The following is an 18,273-nucleotide window of genomic DNA, read 5'->3' on the forward strand; positions in this document are numbered from 1 at the left end:
CCCGATGAAGTGCGGTATTGTTCTCATGCACGTTCGGCCAGGGGGAAACCCCAGGTCAGGCGGGCATCGGGACGTGGCGCAGCTTGGTAGCGCACTTGACTGGGGGTCAAGGGGTCGCAGGTTCAAATCCTGTCGTCCCGACTGGTGACAGTCGTAGATCGGGGCCGGTTTCGGAGTAATCCGAAACCGGCCCTTGATCATTTGCTCAGCGGCCGAGGGCCGGCGCGGTGCGGCGCGCGGCCGACTGGCGCAGTCGTGCTGGTCGGCGGCGCCTTCAAGGCGAGGACACCCACCGCGAGGTGAGTGTCTGCACTGCCGAACCGTCGAGGTCCTTGAGCTTCGTCCCCGCGAACGCACGTGCGGTTTCCGAGGTCAGGACCCGGAACGCGGGCTGTTCGCCGTCGAGCTGGTGGACCAGGATCTCAGCGACGGCCTGCGGCGTCTGCGCGCCGGCGAAGGCGTGGCGGGTGCGTTCGAGGTAGGCGGACAGAGCAGGGGCGTACGGTCCAGCCCGGTTCGCCAGGTCGTCGTCGATCCCTGCGTTGCTCACGAACTCGCTGGCCACCGCGCCCGGCTCGACGACGCTCACGGAGACACCGGCGGTGGCCGCGATCGGTGCCAGGGACTCCATGAAGCCTTCGACCGCGAACTTCGCGGCGCAGTAGGCCTCGTTGAAGGGCTGACCGACGATTCCTCCCACGCTGATCACCGTCACCATGCGACCCCTGCTCGCCCGGAGGAGCGGCAGAGCCGCCCGCGTGACGTACAGCACACCGAAGAAGTTGACCTCCATCACCGCGCGGACCTCGTCGACGCTCTCCTGCTCAAGGGTGCCGACGTGCGGCCACGCGCGCTCCCGAACCGGTGCGCGAGGCAATTGCATGCTTGTGCCATTTATGTGGACCCGCGCCGAGCTTGCCCCGGAGGGCGGCCTCCCGGCAGGCCCGGACCGCTCCCGCGAGCGGTCCGGGCCTGCCGGGAGGCCGGGTCGGGTGGTCAGCCGATGGTGAACTTCTGGGCCGCCGTGCCGTTGCAGTCGTAGATCTGGAGGCGTGTTCCGTTGGCCGTGGCGCCGGACGGGGAGTCCACACAGCGGCCGCTGGTCGGGTTCTTCAGCGCGCCGTTGCTCTGCGGAACCCAGTTCTGGTAGCCGCCGCCGTTGCAGTTGGCCAGCTGGAGCTTGGTGGTGTTGGCGCTGTTGCCGCCGGCGATGTCCAGGCACTTTCCGAGGGTCTGCAGGGTCTGACCGCTCCAGGTCCAGTGCTGGTCCTTCGCCGCCGACTGGCAGTCCCAGAGCTGGACCGCAGTGCCGTCGCCGCCGGTGTCGTCGCCCGCCACGTCCACGCACTTACCGCCCGGCCCGGTGATCCGCTGGCCGGTCGGCGTGCCGCCGCCGGAGCCGGGCGCCTTGTTGTACACGGCCACTGAGTCGATCACCAGCTTGCCGCCGGAGACGGTCGCCGCGTTCGGACCGCCGCCGAACGCGTCCGGGAAGCCCCCGCCGATCGCCAGGTCGTAGATGATGAAGAAGGGATGGTCGATCGCGTCGGCCCAGGTGGTCGCGTCGACCTGGTTGGCCTTGACGGTGAAGAAGTTGCTCCCGTCGAGGTAGAACCGGACCTGTTCCGGCGAGACCGAGCGATCGATCTCCACCGCGTAGTTGTGGAAGCCGGTCTGGCAGCCCGAGCACGCGCGCTCGCCGGAGCCGATGCCGGTCGACTCGTTGCACGGGCCGCCCGGGTTCACACCGCAGTGGATGGTGCTGAAGTGGGAGTTGCGGCCGTTGATGTTCTCCAGGATGTCGATCTCGCCCGACCTCGGCCAGGTGACACCGGAGCGCAGGGGCGCGCCCAGCATCCAGAACGCGGGCCAGTAGCCGGCCCCGTTGGAGGTGTTGACGTTCGGTTGCTGGAGTACCGACTCCATACGGACGACTCCGCCCGCCGGCGCGCCGAAGGTAGCCGCCTGGGTCTCCACGCGTCCGGACGTCCAGCCGCTCCTGGGGTCGGAGCCGGAGTGCAGGGCCCGGAGCACAAGATGACTCTGGCCGTCGTAGTAGACGTTGGACGTGCTGTTGGTCATTGTCTCGATCTCACCGGTGCCGAACGAACTGCCCGGCCCGGTGTCGTACTTCCACAGCCCCTGGTCGATGCCGGTGCCGGAGGCGCCGTTGAAGTCGTCGCTCCAGGTGAGAGTGAAGCCCGCCGGCGGGGCCGGGATCGCCGCCTGGGCGACGTTCGACGAACCGACGAGGGTGGTCGCCACCGTGACGGCGACGACAGGGAGCAGTCCGAGGGCTCTCCTCCACCCGCTGCGCCGTCGTACTGGCCAACTCGATCGCATGCGTCCGACCTCCGTGAAAGTGGGCGGAGAGGCATGCTTTCGCCTGTCTCTGAACCGCCTCTGACGAGTCATCACTGATGCTGGCGCCGCCTTGCGTCGAGCCTGTCCTACAGGATCGGGACGACGGCAAAACATGTCATGGACACAGAATGTCGACCCATGTGATTGTTCGGCAAGGTGTCGGGACCGGCAACCTTCAGCCTGGTCATCGAACTGGCCGAGGCGATCCGAAGACCGCCCGCGCTACTACGGGCGCGCGCTCGCTCTCGGCCTCGACGGTGATGTGCTGCGGCGGCCCTGCGTATCACTTCGTCCAGGTGGCCGACACCGGTCAGCGCATCGCGTCCGCACCGCGGAACCCGGCTGCTCCGACCATGACGCCCTGCTCCTGCGCGACATGACCTCGCCGGCGCCCGCTCACCGGGTGATGTTCACGTTGATCCGGTGCAGGACCCGGCTGCTCTCGATGTCCCGGGTCGCGGCGACTCCGGTACCCCGGTGCAGGGTGCTCATGTTGTCCCAGATCACGAGGTCACCCGGCCGGTAGCGGTGGGTGTAGGCGGGCAGCTCCTTCAGCACGAACTCCTCCAGCGCGTCGAGCGCGCGGTCCGAGTCGTCGGCGGAGAGCCCGGCTATGGACATCGCGCTCCCCGCCGGGGCGAAGAGGCCGGGCCGCCCGGTGACCGGATGGGTCTCGAACAGCCGGTGCCGGGTGCCGGGCAGCTGGTCGTGCTGCGCCCGGGAAAGGGTCTGTTCCGCGGCCGTCTCGTCGCGCAGCGCCCTCCGGTTGCCGAAGCGGTGCACGACGTCGAGGGCCAGGAGCTCGTCGGCCGTCGCGCAGCCGAGGAGCCGGAGCAGGTCGGGCCGCGACCGCACCAGGTCCAGGGCGGGGGAGAGGTCGGCGAAGGCGGTGCCGCCGGAGCGCCCGGCGGCCCGCAGCGCGTAGAGGGAGGTGGCGATGCCCACGTCCGGGAGGTACGACATGTCGGCGTGCCAGTAGGCGCCGCCGTCGAGGACCCCGGACGGGGTGCCGTCGGGCTTGATGTAGTCCGAGATGGTGAGGATCGCGGGGAAGCCCGGCACGGTCAGATTCTGGAGCACATGGGGGACGGGCCGGCCGAAGTGCTCCATGAACCTCTGGTAGCGGGCCGGGTCCAGGGCCTGATCGCGCAGGACGAGGACCCGGTGCCGGTGGAGGAGGCTTCTCAGCTCGTCGATCTCCTCCGAGGCCGCCGAAGCGGCGTCGAAGCCGGTGACCTCACCGGCGAAGTGGTGGTCGGCCAGTGCCGTTGTTCGCATGTGAATCGCTCCCGGTGAAATCGGACGCCCCCGGTTCAGGTGTTCCAGGTGTCGCGCAGCCGTACGGCCGCCTCCGCGACCTCCCCGGCGGTGACCGCGAAGGAGAAGCGCAGCCACGGCGCGTGCGGCCGGGCGAAGAAGTGGTCCAGCGGCAGCGCGCAGACCCCCGTCTCCCGCAGCAGGCCGATCGCCGGCTCGGGTCCCCACGAGCGGTCCGCGGGCGGCACCGCCATCACGAAGTGGCCCCCGCCGGGCACGGACACGGCGAAGCCGCAGTCGGTAAGCGCCCCCAGGAGGTGGTCGCGCTTGCGCTGGTAGTCCCGCGCGGTACGCGCCAGGCGGGCGCCGTCCACTTCGGTGAGCAGCCGCCCGGCTGCCCGCTGGAGCAGGTCCGGCGCGCAATTGGACAGGTGCATGTGGGCGGCCTCCGCGCTCCGGGCGACCCGCTCGGGGGCCAGCAGCCAGCCGAGCCGGAGCCCGGCGGCGGCGTACGACTTGGAGACCCCGCCCGCGACGGCGGCACGTCCGGTCGCCAGTAGCTCCGCGTACGGGACGGGCGGACCCCCGTAGCGGAAGTCCCGGTACACGTCGTCGATCACGAGGTGGCAGTCGTGGAGTCCGACCAGCGCGCGCACCGCCTGCCACTCCCCGTCGTCGAGGACGAGTCCCGTGGGGTTGTGCGGCGAGTTGAGGAGGAGAACGGTACGGCGGCCGGGCCTCGACAGCTCCGCGGCCAGCCGGTCCGGGTCCAGGCGCGGTCCGCTCCCCGTCAGATCGACGGGGACGCTGCGCGCCTCCATGCCGGTCATACGCGCGAGACCCGGATAGTACGAGTAGAAGGGCTCCAGCCACACCACGGTGTCGTACCCGTCCTCGGCGAGTCCGAGCAGCAGGGCGGCCAGCGCTTCCGTGCAGCCGGAGGTGATGACGGGGGCGGGTGCTCCGTCCCCGTACAGCCCGGCCACGGCGGCGCGCAACGCGGGCGTGCCGGCCGTCGGGGTGTACTGGAAGTGCGCGTCCGGCAGTGCCGCCGCCAGCGCCCCGCGCCACTCGGCGTCGTAGACGGGTTCCGGGATCCCCTGCGAGAGGTTGACCGCGGAGTGCTCCCGCGCGAGTGCCGTCATGCGCTGGTAGATGCCCACGACCTGGGTGTCGGGCCCGGTCGTGGCGGATGTGCTCACCATGGTCCTCCGTTCCTCGGGCCCGGGCGCTCGCGTCATGCGGTGGCGATGCGGTTCAGGCCGTTCCAGAAGGTGGTGAGGGACTCCAGCACCTGGGCCGCGCCCTCGATCAGCTCCTCGCGGGCGCTCTCCTCCTTCGCGGCCGTGAGCAGGGCGTCCTGGACCCAGTCCACGTGGTTGGCCTCGATGAGGATGTGCAGGTAGAAGTAGTTGTAGTCCTCGTGCTCCCACCCGTCGTAGAGCCGGAAGCCCTCGTACAGGTTCACGATCATGGGGAAGCCGAACTCTTCGATCACGTAGTGCGCGCCGACCGAGTGGTTACAGGACTCGTCGAGGAAGAGGCGGCGCAGGTTGGCGACCAACTGCTCGGCCTCGGGGGCGTGTTCGACGGTGCGGTAGTCATCGAGCTCGACGCCGATGCCCTTGAGCGCGTTCTCGAACATGACGTAGTGCGCGTCTCCGCGGCCGTCCCCCAGCTCCGAGACGACGGTGCGGGCGCTCTTCAGCCGGATGTACTCGTCGTCGACCCGGGCGGCGAGTCCGGCCAGGATCTGCGGGAACGTCCGGATGTAGTAGTAGTACTGCTGGAAGACCTCCTTGAGGACCTCCTTCGGGAGCGGCTCCTTGCGAAGCGTCTGGTAGAACGCGTTCTCGTTGATTCCCGAATCGTCGATCATCTGCTTGATGCGCGCGATGACCTCGTTGCCTGCTTCGACCTCGTTGCCCACGGGGACTGAATCCTTTCGGAGACGATACGTGCCGTACGGGAAACCGCTGCGCGGCGTCGACCGGACATATTCATCATCGGGGTGATTCCGCCGTTCCGGCCAGAGCCCGTGGCCTTCGCGATACGGTCTGGCAACAGACCGACAGGGGGTAAAGCGGGCATTGCTCCCGAAGGAAGGGGAAGTGCCCGCCGGCGGCGTTTGCTAAGGTGCCCGGCATGATGAAGTCAAGGGTTTTCCTTTTCGATCTCGGCGGCGTCGTGTGCCGCTTTCACCGCGAGCGCCGCCTGGAAAATCTCGGCGCTGCCTGCGGGCTTCCGGCGGAGCGCGTCGACGAGGAGCTGTACTCCTCGGGCCTGATCTCCGCCTGGGACGGCGGCGGCGCGAGTGCCGGGGACGTGGAGGGGGAGATCAGGCGCCGCCTCGGCTTCACCGGCACCTCGGAGGAGCTGCGCCGCATCTGGTGCGGGGCGTTCGAGCCGGACCCGGAGGTCCTTGCCGCGGCCGACCTCGTCCGGGCGTACCCGACGGCCCTGTTCACGGACAACGACGCGCTGCTGCTCGCCGGCCTGCCCCAGGAGCTGCCGGAGGTGGACGACCGCTTCGGCGCGCTCGCCTTCTCCTGCGCCCTGGGCGCGACGAAGCCGTCCGCCGACGCCTTCGCCGGCGCGCTCGGCCTCCTCGGCGCCACCGCCGAGGAGGCGTTCTTCGTGGACGACCGCGAGGCCAACGTGCGGGCGGCCCGCTCGCTGGGGCTCACGGCCGTGCTGTTCGAGAGCGGTGCCGCGCTGCGGCGCACCCTGGAGGAACTGCTAGCCGGCTGAGCCGGTCTGCCGGGCCGTCACGACCGCGAGGGCCTCGGCATGGACCTCGGCCGCGGGGGCGGTGCCGTCGAGCACGACGGCACCGGAGTCCCTCATGACCTCTTCGTACCGCTCGCAGAGTCCGGTGATCTTGGCCCGCAGCCCGGCGGGCGAGTAGGCGTCGACCCAGCGGTCCCGGCGCGCCACAAGGCGCGCGTACGCCACCTCGGGGTCGACACGCAGCCAGAGCAGCGCGTCGGGCCTGGGCAGCAGCGCCTCGATCCGGGCGAACCACTCCCGGTACTCCGTCACCTCCTCGCAGTACACCGCCCAGGTGTGCCGCCAGCGGTCGAAGAGCACATAGTCGGCCTGTTCGAAGCGCTCCTGCTCGTAGCGGAACTGCACCGCGCTTTCCAGGAGATAGGTGGCATGCCGGAAGGGCGCCGGCAGCGCGTCCTGGTAGAGCTTTTCCGGACTACCGTCCTCGGCGATTCTGCGGAATGCATTCGACATCGCCCGCGCGGGGCGTGCATGAACGACCTCCGCCTTTTCCGAAAGGGCTCTTCCGAGACTTTTCAGTAGGGTCGACTTTCCACTTCCGTCCACGCCTTCGAGCGCCACTATGCGGTATGTCACTCCGAATGCTCCTTGCCTTTCCGGTGGCCTTTCGGGTTAGCTTCAGCGCCATGACGGAGCCGATTATTGGAATATCCCTCAGGCCCTGGCGCAGGCCGGGCAAGACCGACCGCTGGATGCAGAGCATCGGGTATTTCCACGCCGTGCAGCATTCCGGTGCGGTCCCTCTCGGGATCGCACCGGTCCCAGAACCCGCCCTCCGCGCCCTCTACGGTCTCTGCGCGGCCCTCGTCCTGCCCGGCGGCATGGACATCGCCCCAGAGCTGTACGGGGACGAGCGACGCACCACCACCGAGATCCAGCCGGAGCTGGACGCCATGGAGCTGACGCTGCTCCGCTGGGCGCGCGAGGACGGCAAGCCCGTACTGGGCGTCTGCCGCGGCGCCCAGCTGCTCAACGCGGCGCTGGGCGGGGCCCTGTGGCAGGACCTGCCGGCCCAGCGCGGTGTCCGCGGACACGGGGGTGACGACGGCGCCGGCACCGAGTTCCACGACATCGTCGTCGCGGACGGCAGCCGGCTGCGTGAGGTGACGGCGGCGGACCGGATCCTGGTGAACAGCAGGCACCACCAGGCCGTCTCCCGGCTGGGGACGGGCCTGAAAGCCGTCGCCCACGCACCCGACGGCGTGGTCGAGGCGATCGAGGCCGACGGCCCGTGGTTCGCGCTCGGGGTCCAGTGGCACCCCGAGGAACTGCCCACCGGCTCACCGGTGGGCGGCGGGGTCTTCCGCGCGCTCACCCGGGCCGCCGCCACGTCAGCCCGCGTCGTCGCCCACTAGGCCCGCCGCACGCAGCCGGGACACGAGATCCTCGACGGCCGACACCGCGTCGGCCGTCGAGCTCCCCGAGACACCGACCATGCCCCAGCGGCGCGGAACGCTGGCGACGACCCGGACGGCTCTGTCCGGTCCCGTCTCGCGTTCCGCCCGAGCGGCCGTCGCCGCCAGGTCCGCCCCGGCCGTCGGGCGGTAGACCCGGGTGGCCACGTGCGCGACCGGGCCGGCCCCGGACAGCGCGTCCTGGAACGCCCGCATGTACACCGCGCCGTGCGACGACAGGTTGAGGTCGATCACCCCCTGCACGAGCCGGTCGCCGAACCGCCCGCCGATCCGCCCCACGGCGAAGTCGATGCCGCCGGTCACCAGGGTGTGCGCACACCCGGCGGCCTCCGCCTCCGGGCCGCCGAAGGCGCCGAGGATCGCGTGCAGCGCATCCGTCATGGAGGCGTACGCGTCCTCCGGGACACCGAGGGCCGCGAGGTCCTCCGCGAGCAGCGTCGCGTTGCCCTCCCAGGAGCACCCGTTCATCAGCTGGAGGGTCAGCCCAGGCGCGACCCGGCCGCCCTGGATGTGTCCGGACGGCGAGACGATGAACTCCCGCCCCGCGATCCGGCAGGTGGCGAAGTCGACGTGCGCCTCCAGCGCGTACGCGTCACCGTGCCGGTGCGCCTCGCGGGCGTGCCGGACGAGCACGGCCTCGTCCCGGAGATCCAGGCCGGTCACGATGCGGGCGCCGTCGCCCGCCTCGCAGGGCTTGAGGCATCCCCGCTCCACGCCGTACCGCTCCAGCAGCAGTCGCGCCGCCGCCCGGACCCCCTCGGCGAACTCCGCCGGGTCGTCGCCGCGCGGGACGAGGTAGCCGGGGAGGACCGGCACGGTCATGCCGAGCAGCCGGTGGGCGGAGGACAGGCGCTGCTCGCGCGCCAGCAGCTCCTCCGGCTCCAGCCCCCCGGCGCTGACGCCCAGGGCGTCCGTGACCGTGGGGTGGAGGTGGTCCTTGCGGTTCCAGACGGCCGAGACCACCGGGCCGTTCGCGTCGATCCGCAGGACGTCGAGGCCGAGCCGCTCCTTCAGCCACAAGAGGAAGACCTGCGTCTCCAGGTCGAGCGCGTAGAGCCGGACCACCGCGTCCGGGTGCGCGGCGTACCAGTCCAGCAGCGGCCGCAGCACCTCCTGGCCCGGAGTGGCCGCGACGGTCAGCAGCGCGTCGGAGAGGTAGTAGTAGTCCAGGGCGCCGACGTCCACCGAGGAGACACCCGCGCGCGCCACGGCCTCCCGCCAGGGGCCGACGCGCCCGACTGTGAGGTCCCCCTCCCGGGCCAGGGTGACCGCCCGGCTCTCCAGGTAGCCCGCGACGTCGTAGGGATTGCGCCCGGCGACGACGTCGGCCAGGTCGCCCTCGAAGCCCCGGGTGGTCCGGGTCGCCGAGTGCATGATGACGGCACGCACCTGCTCGGGCGCGGCCGGGTCCTCGGCGTACGGCAGCAGCTCCTTCGCCGCCCGGTCCGCCACCTGCGCGACGCCGTGCCCGAGGAGCAGCCGGCAGTGGTCCTCGATCTCCGCGTCGCTGAGGGTGCGCGGCCCCGTGGTGAAGCCCTGCCACGGATAGGTGACGCCGTCGGGTGCGACGACCCGCGTGCCGGCCGCGGCCGGTTCCGCGAGGCGTGTGCCGCCCGCCTCATCGGTGTTCGTGATCATTCCGCTCGGCTTCCTGTCGGCTGCCCCCCGGCCGCGGGCCGGGAGAGGGGTGGAGGGACGAGTACGCTCAAGATCTTCCGCCAGAACTCCTCCTTCGTGCCGGTGGCCGGGAACGCCTGCGCGTCGAGCACGTAGGAGCGGTCCAGGTCGTCGACGACCATGTCGAAGACCGCGTAGCGCAGACCCAGTGCGCGGGCCGCGTACAGTGCCGTCTGCCCGGCGGTGGCGCTGCGGGCCATGGGACCGTCGGCCACCGGGCGCCCCTGTTCGACCGACCGGGTGGTGACCGATCCCGCGGGTGCCCGGCGCTCCTCGATGTCGATCACGCAGCCGCTCGCCACGGTGACGCGCAGTTCCGTCTTGGCGCCCCCGACCGTCATGCCCACCTCCTGCTCGAAGACGAACCCCGTTTCGGCGCAGAGGGCGGCGAGGAAGCGCTCGTCTCCCGGCGCGACGTCGCGAAACGTCCATTGTTCACCGGTCGTGTTTCCGGGAGATTTCAACTCGCCTTCTTCGTAGGCATAGTTGGTGCGCCATCGGGTGGGGGAGAGGTGGGTGATGCCCTTGCCCATCGACCCGCACACCGCCTTGACATAGACGGACCGTCCCGACGCCAGGACGTCCAGCAACCGGCGCGGCGTGGGGCTTTCGACCCCCGGCGGCACCGGGATGCCCGCCTTCGCCAGCACCGCCCGGGTGAGCGCCTTGTCCCGGGTGCGGGCGACCGCCTCCGGCGGGTTGAGGTAGCGCAGCCCCTGCGGGGCGCCGCGCCGGAGCAGCCGGTCGGAGCCGACGAGGTACGAGGTGAGCGCCTCGGCGTAAGCCCGGGTGCCGTACGCGCCCGGCACGCGGTCCTCGATGCGCGCGTCCCAGAACTGGTGGGGGAAGAAGAGCACCACTCCGACGGGCCCCCGCAGGCCGGGGAGGCCCTTGCGCACCTCGGCGTAGGAGTGCAGCCGGACGGAGACTCCCTGCTCGGCCAGCCAGTTCCGGTGTGCGAGGAAGGGGTCGAGCTGCGAGCGCGGCCAGGCGTCGGCGACGGCGAGGAGCGTGGCCAAGGGGGGTGTGCTCACAGGACCGCCTCCTCGGCTTCCGCGCGGTCCAGGGCCCGGACCAGGCCTAACACATGGCGCGCGACCTCCTCGGCGGGCGCCGTCCCGTCCACGGCGGTGTGCGGTACGCCGGCCAGGAGCTCGGCGTAGGCGGCGTCGAGTCTCTCCAGATCGGCCATCAGCCGTTCCGGGCTCCAGTGGTCCACGGTCCAGTCCCCCCGCCGCTCGATGCGCGCGAACGCGGTCCGGGGCGGTGTGCGGACGTGCAGCAGCAGGTCGGGGCGCGGCAGGTCGTCGGCGAGGAGCCGGTACAGGTCGTCGTGCGCGGAGCGCCCCGGGGCGTAGACGTCGTACGTGGTCAGCCAGCGGTCGAAGACGAGCCAGTCGCAGGCCGCGTACCGCTTCTCCAGATAGTGGAACTGGGCCTGCGCGTCCACCAGGAACGCGCTCCGGCGCAGCGCGTCGGGTATGACGTCCTGGTAGCGCTCGCGCTGCCCGGAGGGCTCGTCGACCAGTTCGCGGAAGACGCCGGCCATCCGCGGCGACAGCCGCTCGTACCGGGCCCGGGGGCCGAGCAGCTGGACCAGGCGCCGGGCCAGGGTGGACTTTCCCGAACCGTCGATCCCCTCCACCGCGATGATCCGGCAGGGGCGGTCGGCTCCCCTCATGCGGGCACCTCGGTGTTGACCGGAAGCCCCCGGCCCGAGAGGAATTCGGGGAAGGGCAGCCGGCCGCGCACCAGGGCCGGAACGGTCTCGTTGACCGCACGCTGACCGGCGCAGGCGCCGAGGGCGTGGATGCCCTCCACGGAGGTGCGGCCCGACTCGTCGGTGAGCAGGGCGCCGTCAGGGGTCCGGGCCAGCGAGGCGACCACGGGCCCGCCCGGCAGGACGGGGGCGCTGCCCGTGGCCCAGACGACCGTGGCCGCCTCGGCCCGCCGGCTCTCCTCCCAGTACGGTTCGCCGTTGCCTATGAGGCGGCCCCGGGCGTGCCGGCAGCGCCCGCTGAGGGAGCGTGAGCCCAGAGGATTCTGGTTGGCCGAGGCTCGGTAGGACCACGTGATCACGCCGTCCCGCACGTCGAGCCTCTCGTACACCAGGTGGCGTACGCACGTCGTGTGCCAGCCCGCCCGGCCGCACTCCAGGGCCGACTTGGCGACCAGCTCGCAGGTGAGCTGGGAAGGCGCGCGCCAGCTGTACTTGTCCTGGCTCTCGGCGGGGAACATGCCGATGTAGCGGTTGCCGAGGACGACCACCTCGGCCGCCTCGGTGGCGACCAGTGAGGCCGCCTGCATCGCGGAGTTGCCCGACCCCACCACGAGGACGGTGCGGCCGGCCCAGCGCTCCGGGCACCGGGCGGCGTGTTCGCGGTGGACCACGTCGTGGGAGACGGCCCCGGCCTCCTCCCACGCGGGCGGCGGGGTGTGGGGGGCGCTGCCCGTCGCGAGGACGACCGCCTCGGCGCGCTCGTAGGTGATGCGGCCGTCGCCGCCCAGCGTGTGAAGGAGGAAGTCGCCCGGCCCGCCCTCGATCTCCAGGACGCGGGCGCTCTTGAACGCGGCGCCCGAGGCGAGCAGGCTCTCCCGGACATAGGCGTCGAACTGGGCTGCGGTGGGACGGAGTTGCCCCGGCGTGCCCAGCTGGAACGCCGCCTCGCACCGGGAGAGCCGGAGCTCGTCCGCGTAGGACTGGAGGGTGGATTCGCCGAGGAACTCCATGCCGGTGCCCCAGCGGTCGGCGATGACCAGGGTGTCCTGCGGGGGCACGTCACCCTGCCGGACCTGGACGGCCGCGGCGGACCCGCCGCCGATGACCACTTGGCGCCAACATCGGCCGGTGGCGGCGGAGCGGTGTGCGGTCAGGCCCCAGCCGAGGTCCCGGTCGTCGTGGCGACTGCGGGCGGCGGACTCCGCCGGGGTCGCGGAGTGGTGGGATGCGGGCCCGTCCGGCCCGTCCTTGGGAGCTGCGCCCTTGTTGCCCATCGTTTCCCCACTTTCGGTTCTGCATTTTGGTCCGAGTTCTTCGCCGTGCTTTATGGCGATTCGCTCAAGCGGTGAAAGCAGTGTTCTTGGTCAATGTTGCACCATGTTACGGCTACATGGACGTAGCGTAGGTATCGTAGATGCGTCTGACGGAGAAGCGAAGGGCGGCCAAAGTGAATATACCGGACATCCTGGAAGGTGTAGGCCGGTACGATTTGGATGCAGTTGCGGTATCCATCTATGAGGGTGCGGCGAAGCTATCACCTGTTTCCATTCGGGAATTGCGCGAACGGGAAGAGCTTTCCTCGGTCACCGATGAGGAGCTGGACCGGGCCGTGGAACGGCTCGTCGGGCTCCGCCTCCTCGTCCACGTCGGCGACACGCCCGGCCGGTACGCGGCGCTCCCTCCCGATCTCTCCCAGGCTCTCCTGCTGGGTGGGCCCGAACGGCAGATCACGCAGGCGTTGATGCGGGTCAACCAGGTGCGAAGGGAGCTGATGGACCTTTCGTCCGCTTACACCGAGGCGCTGTTCGACCGCATGCAGGACCAGCGTGTGGAGCCGATCCAGGACGTCCAGCAGGTCCGCGACCTGATCACCGAGCTCTCCGAGACCTGCCGTACCGAAGTGCTCACCTCCCAGCCCGGAGGCGCCCGTCCGGGGGAGCAGCTGGCGGAATCACTTGAGCGCACACGCGCCCTTCTGTCCCGCGGAGTGCGGATGCGCACGCTCTATCAGCACACCGCACAATTCAGCCAGGAAACACTGTCCTACGTGCAATGGGTCACGGGACTCGGAGCGGAAGTCCGCACCCTCGCCGACGGATTTCCTCGGCTGATCCTGTTTGACCGCAAAATCGCGCTCATCGACGCCCGGTCCGGTTCGCCGGGCGCCGTGCTGGTACGAGATCCCGGCGTCGTTGAATTCATGAGCCGATGTTTCAACTGGGCCTGGATAGCGGCGGACCCATTTCCGGACTCATATCAGCAGGACCGGGTCCGAATGATCTCCGACGAAATCAAGCAGGCCATCATCCGCTTCCTGGTGCTCGGCGAGGACGACCGCGTGATCGCCCGCCGTCTGGGCATGTCGCTGCGCAGCGTGCAGCGGCACGTCGCCGAGATCATGGCCCAGCTGGGCGCGACGAACCGGCTGCACGCGGGCTACCTCCTCGGCCGCGCGGTCGCCTGAGGCGGGCCGGCCGAACCAGCGTTCGGGACCGGCCCCGGTCCCGCTTCACCGGCGGCACCGGGGAGGGACGCCCCGCGCCGCTCCAGTCGCTGGAAGCAGAACAGCGCGGCCAGGATCACCACGCCGCCCGTCACCTGGACGAGGCCCATGCCCTCGTCCAGCATCAGCCGGCCGAGCACCGCGGCCACGACGGGCCGCAGCAGCACGGACATCGAGGCGAGCCCGGCGTCCACCACCCCCAGCGCGTACGTCATCAGCCCGTGCCCGATGAGCTGGCTGACCAGGGCGTAGGCGAAGATCAGCAGATAGCCGGACGCGGAGTGCGGCAGCGCCGGATCACTCGTGAGCGCGGTGACCGGAGCCAGCATGAGGGCGATGACCAGGGCGTTGCTGAGCATGATCAGCGTGGTCGGCACGCGCTCCCGGAGATGCTTCGTCATCAGCATGAACGTGGCGTAGAGCGCGGCGGACGCGAGCGCCAGTGTGTTGCCGAGCGCCGGCCGGTCCGTCGGCGAGGACCCGCCGGAGTCCCCGAGCACCACCATCGCGCACCCGGCCAGGGCGAGGACGGTGACACCGGCCTTGGCCGCCGGGATGCGCTGACGCAGCACCAGGCCGCTGAGCAGCAGGATGAACACGGGGGAGAGGTTCATCAGCAGCGCGGTGTTGGCGACCGAAGTGCACATCGCCGCCCACTGGTTGGCGAGCAGATCGAGACCGGCCACCAGGCTGGACACCAGCAGGAGCCCCACGTCCCGGCGCCCCACGTCGCGCAGCGCGGGCCGCGCGCCGCGCGGCACGGACATCGCGCCGACCAGCCCGGCCGCCACCACCATGCGCCACATCAGCGTGGCCGTGGGATCGACCTCGCTGAGCCGGACGAAGATCAGCGCCGAGCCCACGCCGACGGTGCTCGCCGCGAGAGCGAGGTACCCGAGCCGCTGGTGCCGGGCGGAGGCCCCGGCCGCGCTGTACACGGTCACGTGAGGTCTTCCTGCTGGGGGGCGGTCAGGGTGTTGACGGCGCAGTGGACGCTGCCGAACTGCAGGTGGTGCCCGTCGAACGGCACCGGACATATCTCGAAGCCGTGCGGGTCCAGGAGCCGGCTCACCGCCTCGCGTGCCGCCTCGGAGACGATGACCGAGCGCGTCCCGGGCACGAAGAACACATTGGCCGCGAAGGCCCCGACCTCGGCCGGGGTGAGCGGCAGGGCGACGGTGCCTGTCCGCGCCAGGCCCTCGCGCACGCTCAGCGCCGGCGAGGGCCCGCCGCTGCCCGAGTGGACCACGGCCGTCATACGCGGGTCGTCGAGCCGGTCCCGGGCGATCAGTGCGAGACCGGGCCCGAGGGAGAACCAGTGGTCGAGGTGGAACTCCCCGGGGGCGCGCACCCCGTCGCGCAGCACGAGGACCGGACGGCCGTCCTTCGCCAGGAGCGGCACGAGGCCCGCGGCGGCCTCCGGGCTGGTCCGGAAACCGCAGCCCACGACCGCCAGTTCGCCGGTGGCCGTGGCGTCCCCGCCTTCGAGAAACAGCCCCTCAGCCGGCACGTGCTCGGCCGGGCATCCCCGCGCCACGCGCAGCACCCGCTCCAGCACAGTCGTCTCGCGGACCCGGTCCCGGCGCCGGAGCCGGGCGAGGGCCACGCCGCCGCCGAGATCCACGTAATGGTCGCGCGGGAACATCAGCCCGTAGAGCGGGCGCAGCACATAGCTCTCGTACGCCGTGTCGGGGCTGATCGCCGCGATCTCCGGGTCCTCGTGCAGCTCCAGCCCGGGCTGCCGGACGACGATCTCGGCCAGGTCGGCCGCCGGCCAGCCGTGCAGGACGTCCTGGGCGGACTTCAGCCGTGCGGGCGTCGGAGCGCCGATCGCCCGGCGGGCGAGCTCCAGGAGCTCCGCGTACGGCGCCGCCTCCAGGACCCGGCGTACGGTCAGGACCTCACCGAACCGGGCGAGCGTCTCGCGCAGCGCCTCGGACTCCGAGCGGATGCGCGCGGGGTCGTGACCGCTTCCCACATCGATGAACAGCCCCATCTCGGCCGGCATCACCTCGGTGGGGTCCTGGAGCAGGAAGCGTGTCGGCGCCATCAGCGGGTTCCCGTCAGTTCGTAGTGATAGGCGGTGAGGGTGTCCTCGATGGCCCGCTCGACCGACTCCGCGGACGCGGCCCGGTAGCGGAACCGGCCGAGGATGTGCTCGTAACCGCCCTTGCCGTCGAACCGGTGGCCGGGGTCGGGCAGTTCCTCGGCGTAGAGGTGGGGAATGCGCCCCACGAGTCCGGTGCGGGAGACGAGGGTGTGGCCCACCGGCTCCGGAAGCATCAGGAAGCCGACGTGCTCGGTGGCGGCCGCCGCCGCGACCGGACCGGCGGGGCGGGCGCCGAGCAGCACGCGCACCCACTCCCGGAAGAGGTCCAGGCCGTACACCTCCTGGAGTACGAAGGGGATCTCGCCGCCGCCGACCCGCGCCCCCACTTCCAGGAACACCGGCCCCTCCTCGTGCTGGACGGCCTCCAGGTGGAACGGGCCGTCGGTGAGGCCCAGCGCGTCGAGGCAGTCGTCGGAGAAGTCCGCGAGCCGCTCGGCCGTTCCGTCCCGGTGGAGCACCGAGCCGAGCGGTTCCCCCTGGGCGAAGCCGTGGCACGTGCCGATGTAACGGGAGGCGAAGCGGCAGGTGGTCTCGCCCCGGTACCGGAGCCCGTCGATGTGCCAGATGGGCCCCGCGCAGAACTCCTCCGCCTCGTACTCCTCCGCCGGTGGGCCCAGCAGGCCGGGCGCCGGTTCCGCGCCGGCCGGGAGCACGGTCACTCCGGCGGACGCCGCGCCGGTCCGGGGCTTGACCACGACGGGGCCGGGACACGTCCGGGCGAAGGCGGCGACATCGGCGAGCGAGCGTACGGGCTCGAAGCGGGGAACCCGGAGGCCGGCCTTCGCGACGGCCTCCTTCATGACGGCCTTGTCGCGGAACCGCAGGGTGCTGTGGATGTCCGGCCCCGGGGCGGCGAACGCCTCACGCACGGCGGCGGCGGTCAGCAGGTCGAACTCCGACATGGCCAGCACCGCGTCGAACGCGCCCGCCGCGCGGTGGCACCGTCCGGCGGCCCGCAGCACCGTCTCCGTGCCGGTGAGCGAGTCGACCACCTCGACATGACCGCGTGAGTGCGCGGGGATCATGGGCACGTGGCCGGAGACCGTCACGTACGAGACCGTGTGCGCCCGGTGGTCGACGTAGCGGGCGTAGTCCGCGAACGCGTCGCTGTAGCGGTTGAGGATCAGTATGTGCATGTCAGGGGTTCCAGGTTCTGCGTGAGGACGCCGTCGGCGTCGGACAGCCGGGCGTCCAGGGCCGCCCGGTCCGGAGCCCGGAAGAGCGCATGGCCGTAGCGCTGGCGGAAATCGGTGGCGGGGCGGAGCACAGTGCCGGGCGCGCAGCCGACGACCGCCTCCACGCAGCCGGGAATCGACTCCAGCCGCTGCCGCAGGAGACGCGGGTCGGTGAGCCGCGCGGGCCGGGGCACGGTCAGAAACCGCACCCCGGCCACGCCGCGCGCCGGGCCCCGCGCGGGCACCGGCCGTCCCGCCAGGCAACCGACCATCGCCCGGGGCAGGTCGAAGCCGTACACCTCGTCGACGAGCCGGTGGATGCGGTCGCCGCCGAGCCGCGCGCCGACCTCGATGACCACGGGGCCCCGGGCGGTGAGGCGGGCTTCCAGATGGAAGGCGCCCGCCGTCAGCCGCAGTGCGGTGACCGCGTCCACGGCCACCGCCTCCAGGGCGGCCCGCCCGGCCGCCGGGAGCCCCGCTTCGACGATGTGTCCCACCTCGACGAAATGGGGCACGGGGCCGAGCTGCTTCTCCGTGACGGCGACGACCACGGGGCCGTCCGGGGTGACCAGGCCCTCGACACTGAACTCCGGTCCGTCCAGGTACGGTTCGAGCAGCAGGCGGGAGCCGATCATCCGGCCCAGGTCCTCGACCGGGCCCAGGGCCAGATCCTCGGCGAGCAGCCCGCGCAGAGCGGCCGGTCCGTCGACGCGGCGGACCCGCAGGCTCCCCGACCCGTTCACCGGTTTGAGCACGGCGGGGAACCCGGTCCGGGCGGCCAGGGCGTCGAGCCCGGCCGGGGTCAGCTCGTCGAGATCGAAGACGACCCCGCCGGCGGCCGGAACCCCGGCGGCCGCCAGGGCCCGCTCCATGCGGTGCTTGTCCGTGAGCACCGCGGCCGCCTCCGGCGCGGGCCCGGGCAGCCCCAGCTCCGCCGCCACCTCGGCGGCGGCGGGCACCTGGTAGTCGAATCCCGGTGCCACACCGGCGACTTCCCGGTCCGTCGCGAAGGCGAGTGCCGCCTTCACGAAGGCCGCCGGGTCCCCGTCGACCTGCTCGGCGGTGACACCCCGGACCCGCGTCGAGGGAGGCAACTCCGCGACGGGGCGGCTGGTGAGGACATGCACCGAGAGCCCCAGTGACAACGCTGCCGGGACGAGGCTCATGCCGGCGGACTCGGGTTCGAGGACTAGAAACACACCAGGTGACACGGGATTCCCTCGCTGTCGCTCGACGTCTTGACGGTGTCCTGCGCCCTGACG

General features: G+C 71.4%; 16 protein-coding genes, 1 tRNA gene and 1 pseudogene. 4 read left to right on the top strand and 14 right to left on the bottom strand.

Translation table 11 applies throughout. The features are described 5' to 3' along the window. Positions 1–67 precede the first annotated feature (67 nt). Positions 68–141, top strand: a tRNA-Pro gene (locus tag ACIQZN_RS01160). A 133-nt stretch (positions 142–274) separates the two neighbouring features. Here ACIQZN_RS01160 and ACIQZN_RS01165 read toward each other — a convergent pair. The 5 genes and pseudogenes from ACIQZN_RS01165 to ACIQZN_RS01185 all read right to left on the bottom strand — a co-directional run. Continuing rightward, positions 275–838, bottom strand: a pseudogene (locus ACIQZN_RS01165) (SDR family NAD(P)-dependent oxidoreductase); the annotation flags it as partial. Between the two features lie 158 nt (positions 839–996). Further along, the gene (locus tag ACIQZN_RS01170) at positions 997–2,265 is read right to left on the bottom strand and encodes a ricin-type beta-trefoil lectin domain protein (RefSeq protein ID WP_403986509.1); all 1,269 of its coding nucleotides are present in this window, start codon (positions 2,263–2,265) and stop codon (positions 997–999) included. Between the two features lie 495 nt (positions 2,266–2,760). Then, positions 2,761–3,642, bottom strand: coding sequence for a TauD/TfdA dioxygenase family protein (locus tag ACIQZN_RS01175; RefSeq protein WP_403986512.1), 882 nt, complete (start codon positions 3,640–3,642; stop codon positions 2,761–2,763). Between the two features lie 35 nt (positions 3,643–3,677). Further along, positions 3,678–4,826: a pyridoxal phosphate-dependent aminotransferase gene (locus ACIQZN_RS01180; protein ID WP_403986515.1), complete on the bottom strand. Its 1,149-nt coding sequence runs from the start codon at positions 4,824–4,826 to the stop codon at positions 3,678–3,680. A 32-nt stretch (positions 4,827–4,858) separates the two neighbouring features. Beyond that, positions 4,859–5,551, bottom strand: coding sequence for a TenA family transcriptional regulator (locus ACIQZN_RS01185; RefSeq protein WP_403986518.1), 693 nt, complete (start codon positions 5,549–5,551; stop codon positions 4,859–4,861). A gap of 215 nt (positions 5,552–5,766) precedes the next feature. Here ACIQZN_RS01185 and ACIQZN_RS01190 point away from each other — a divergent pair, with 215 nt between their 5' ends. Continuing rightward, positions 5,767–6,372 carry an HAD family hydrolase gene (locus tag ACIQZN_RS01190; protein ID WP_403986521.1) on the top strand — a complete coding sequence of 202 codons (606 nt, stop codon included), beginning with the start codon at positions 5,767–5,769 and terminating at the stop codon, positions 6,370–6,372. On the opposite strand, the gene ACIQZN_RS01195 is transcribed toward ACIQZN_RS01190, so the two are convergent. Continuing rightward, entirely contained in the window at positions 6,361–6,987 is a 627-nt protein-coding gene (locus ACIQZN_RS01195; protein WP_403986524.1) for an AAA family ATPase, read from the bottom strand. The genes ACIQZN_RS01190 and ACIQZN_RS01195 overlap by 12 nt on opposite strands. A gap of 50 nt (positions 6,988–7,037) precedes the next feature. Between ACIQZN_RS01195 and ACIQZN_RS01200 the strand changes: the two genes are divergently transcribed. Next, complete coding sequence (locus tag ACIQZN_RS01200) at positions 7,038–7,766, top strand: gamma-glutamyl-gamma-aminobutyrate hydrolase family protein (protein WP_403986527.1); 729 nt, start codon at positions 7,038–7,040, stop codon at positions 7,764–7,766. Here ACIQZN_RS01200 and ACIQZN_RS01205 read toward each other — a convergent pair. The 4 genes from ACIQZN_RS01205 to ACIQZN_RS01220 are packed head-to-tail and all read right to left on the bottom strand — an operon-like array spanning position 7,743 to position 12,497. After that, positions 7,743–9,464, bottom strand: coding sequence for a hypothetical protein (locus ACIQZN_RS01205; RefSeq protein ID WP_403986530.1), 1,722 nt, complete (start codon positions 9,462–9,464; stop codon positions 7,743–7,745). The two genes, ACIQZN_RS01200 and ACIQZN_RS01205, sit on opposite strands and share 24 nt — an antisense overlap. Beyond that, positions 9,461–10,537, bottom strand: a complete 1,077-nt coding sequence (locus ACIQZN_RS01210) for a hypothetical protein (protein WP_403986533.1) — start codon at positions 10,535–10,537, stop codon at positions 9,461–9,463. Before ACIQZN_RS01210 ends, ACIQZN_RS01205 begins: the two co-directional genes overlap by 4 nt. Next, positions 10,534–11,184, bottom strand: a complete 651-nt coding sequence (locus tag ACIQZN_RS01215) for a hypothetical protein (RefSeq protein WP_403986538.1) — start codon at positions 11,182–11,184, stop codon at positions 10,534–10,536. The genes ACIQZN_RS01210 and ACIQZN_RS01215 overlap by 4 nt, the downstream gene beginning before the upstream one ends. Then, a complete protein-coding gene (locus ACIQZN_RS01220; RefSeq protein WP_403986541.1) occupies positions 11,181–12,497 on the bottom strand; it encodes an FAD-dependent oxidoreductase in 1,317 nt (438 codons plus the stop codon). Before ACIQZN_RS01220 ends, ACIQZN_RS01215 begins: the two co-directional genes overlap by 4 nt. A gap of 140 nt (positions 12,498–12,637) precedes the next feature. On the opposite strand from ACIQZN_RS01220, the gene ACIQZN_RS01225 reads away from it, so the two are divergent. Further along, positions 12,638–13,687, top strand: a complete 1,050-nt coding sequence (locus ACIQZN_RS01225) for a hypothetical protein (protein WP_403986544.1) — start codon at positions 12,638–12,640, stop codon at positions 13,685–13,687. On the opposite strand, the gene ACIQZN_RS01230 is transcribed toward ACIQZN_RS01225, so the two are convergent. Genes ACIQZN_RS01230 through ACIQZN_RS01245 form a run of 4 tightly spaced genes read right to left on the bottom strand, consistent with a single transcriptional unit; the run spans position 13,660 to position 18,222 of the window. Beyond that, positions 13,660–14,670, bottom strand: a complete 1,011-nt coding sequence (locus ACIQZN_RS01230) for a DMT family transporter (RefSeq protein ID WP_403986547.1) — start codon at positions 14,668–14,670, stop codon at positions 13,660–13,662. The two genes, ACIQZN_RS01225 and ACIQZN_RS01230, sit on opposite strands and share 28 nt — an antisense overlap. Beyond that, positions 14,667–15,776, bottom strand: coding sequence for an arginine deiminase family protein (locus ACIQZN_RS01235; protein WP_403986550.1), 1,110 nt, complete (start codon positions 15,774–15,776; stop codon positions 14,667–14,669). The genes ACIQZN_RS01230 and ACIQZN_RS01235 overlap by 4 nt, the downstream gene beginning before the upstream one ends. Further along, positions 15,776–16,972: an acetyl-CoA carboxylase biotin carboxylase subunit family protein gene (locus ACIQZN_RS01240; RefSeq protein ID WP_403986553.1), complete on the bottom strand. Its 1,197-nt coding sequence runs from the start codon at positions 16,970–16,972 to the stop codon at positions 15,776–15,778. Before ACIQZN_RS01240 ends, ACIQZN_RS01235 begins: the two co-directional genes overlap by 1 nt. Beyond that, a complete protein-coding gene (locus tag ACIQZN_RS01245) occupies positions 16,960–18,222 on the bottom strand; it encodes an ATP-grasp domain-containing protein (protein ID WP_403986556.1) in 1,263 nt (420 codons plus the stop codon). Before ACIQZN_RS01245 ends, ACIQZN_RS01240 begins: the two co-directional genes overlap by 13 nt. Positions 18,223–18,273: the final 51 nt, after the last annotated feature.

The sequence above is a fragment of the Streptomyces sp. NPDC097595 genome, from assembly GCF_044761525.1.
GTDB classification, from domain to species: Bacteria; Actinomycetota; Actinomycetes; order Streptomycetales; family Streptomycetaceae; genus Streptomyces; species Streptomyces drozdowiczii_A.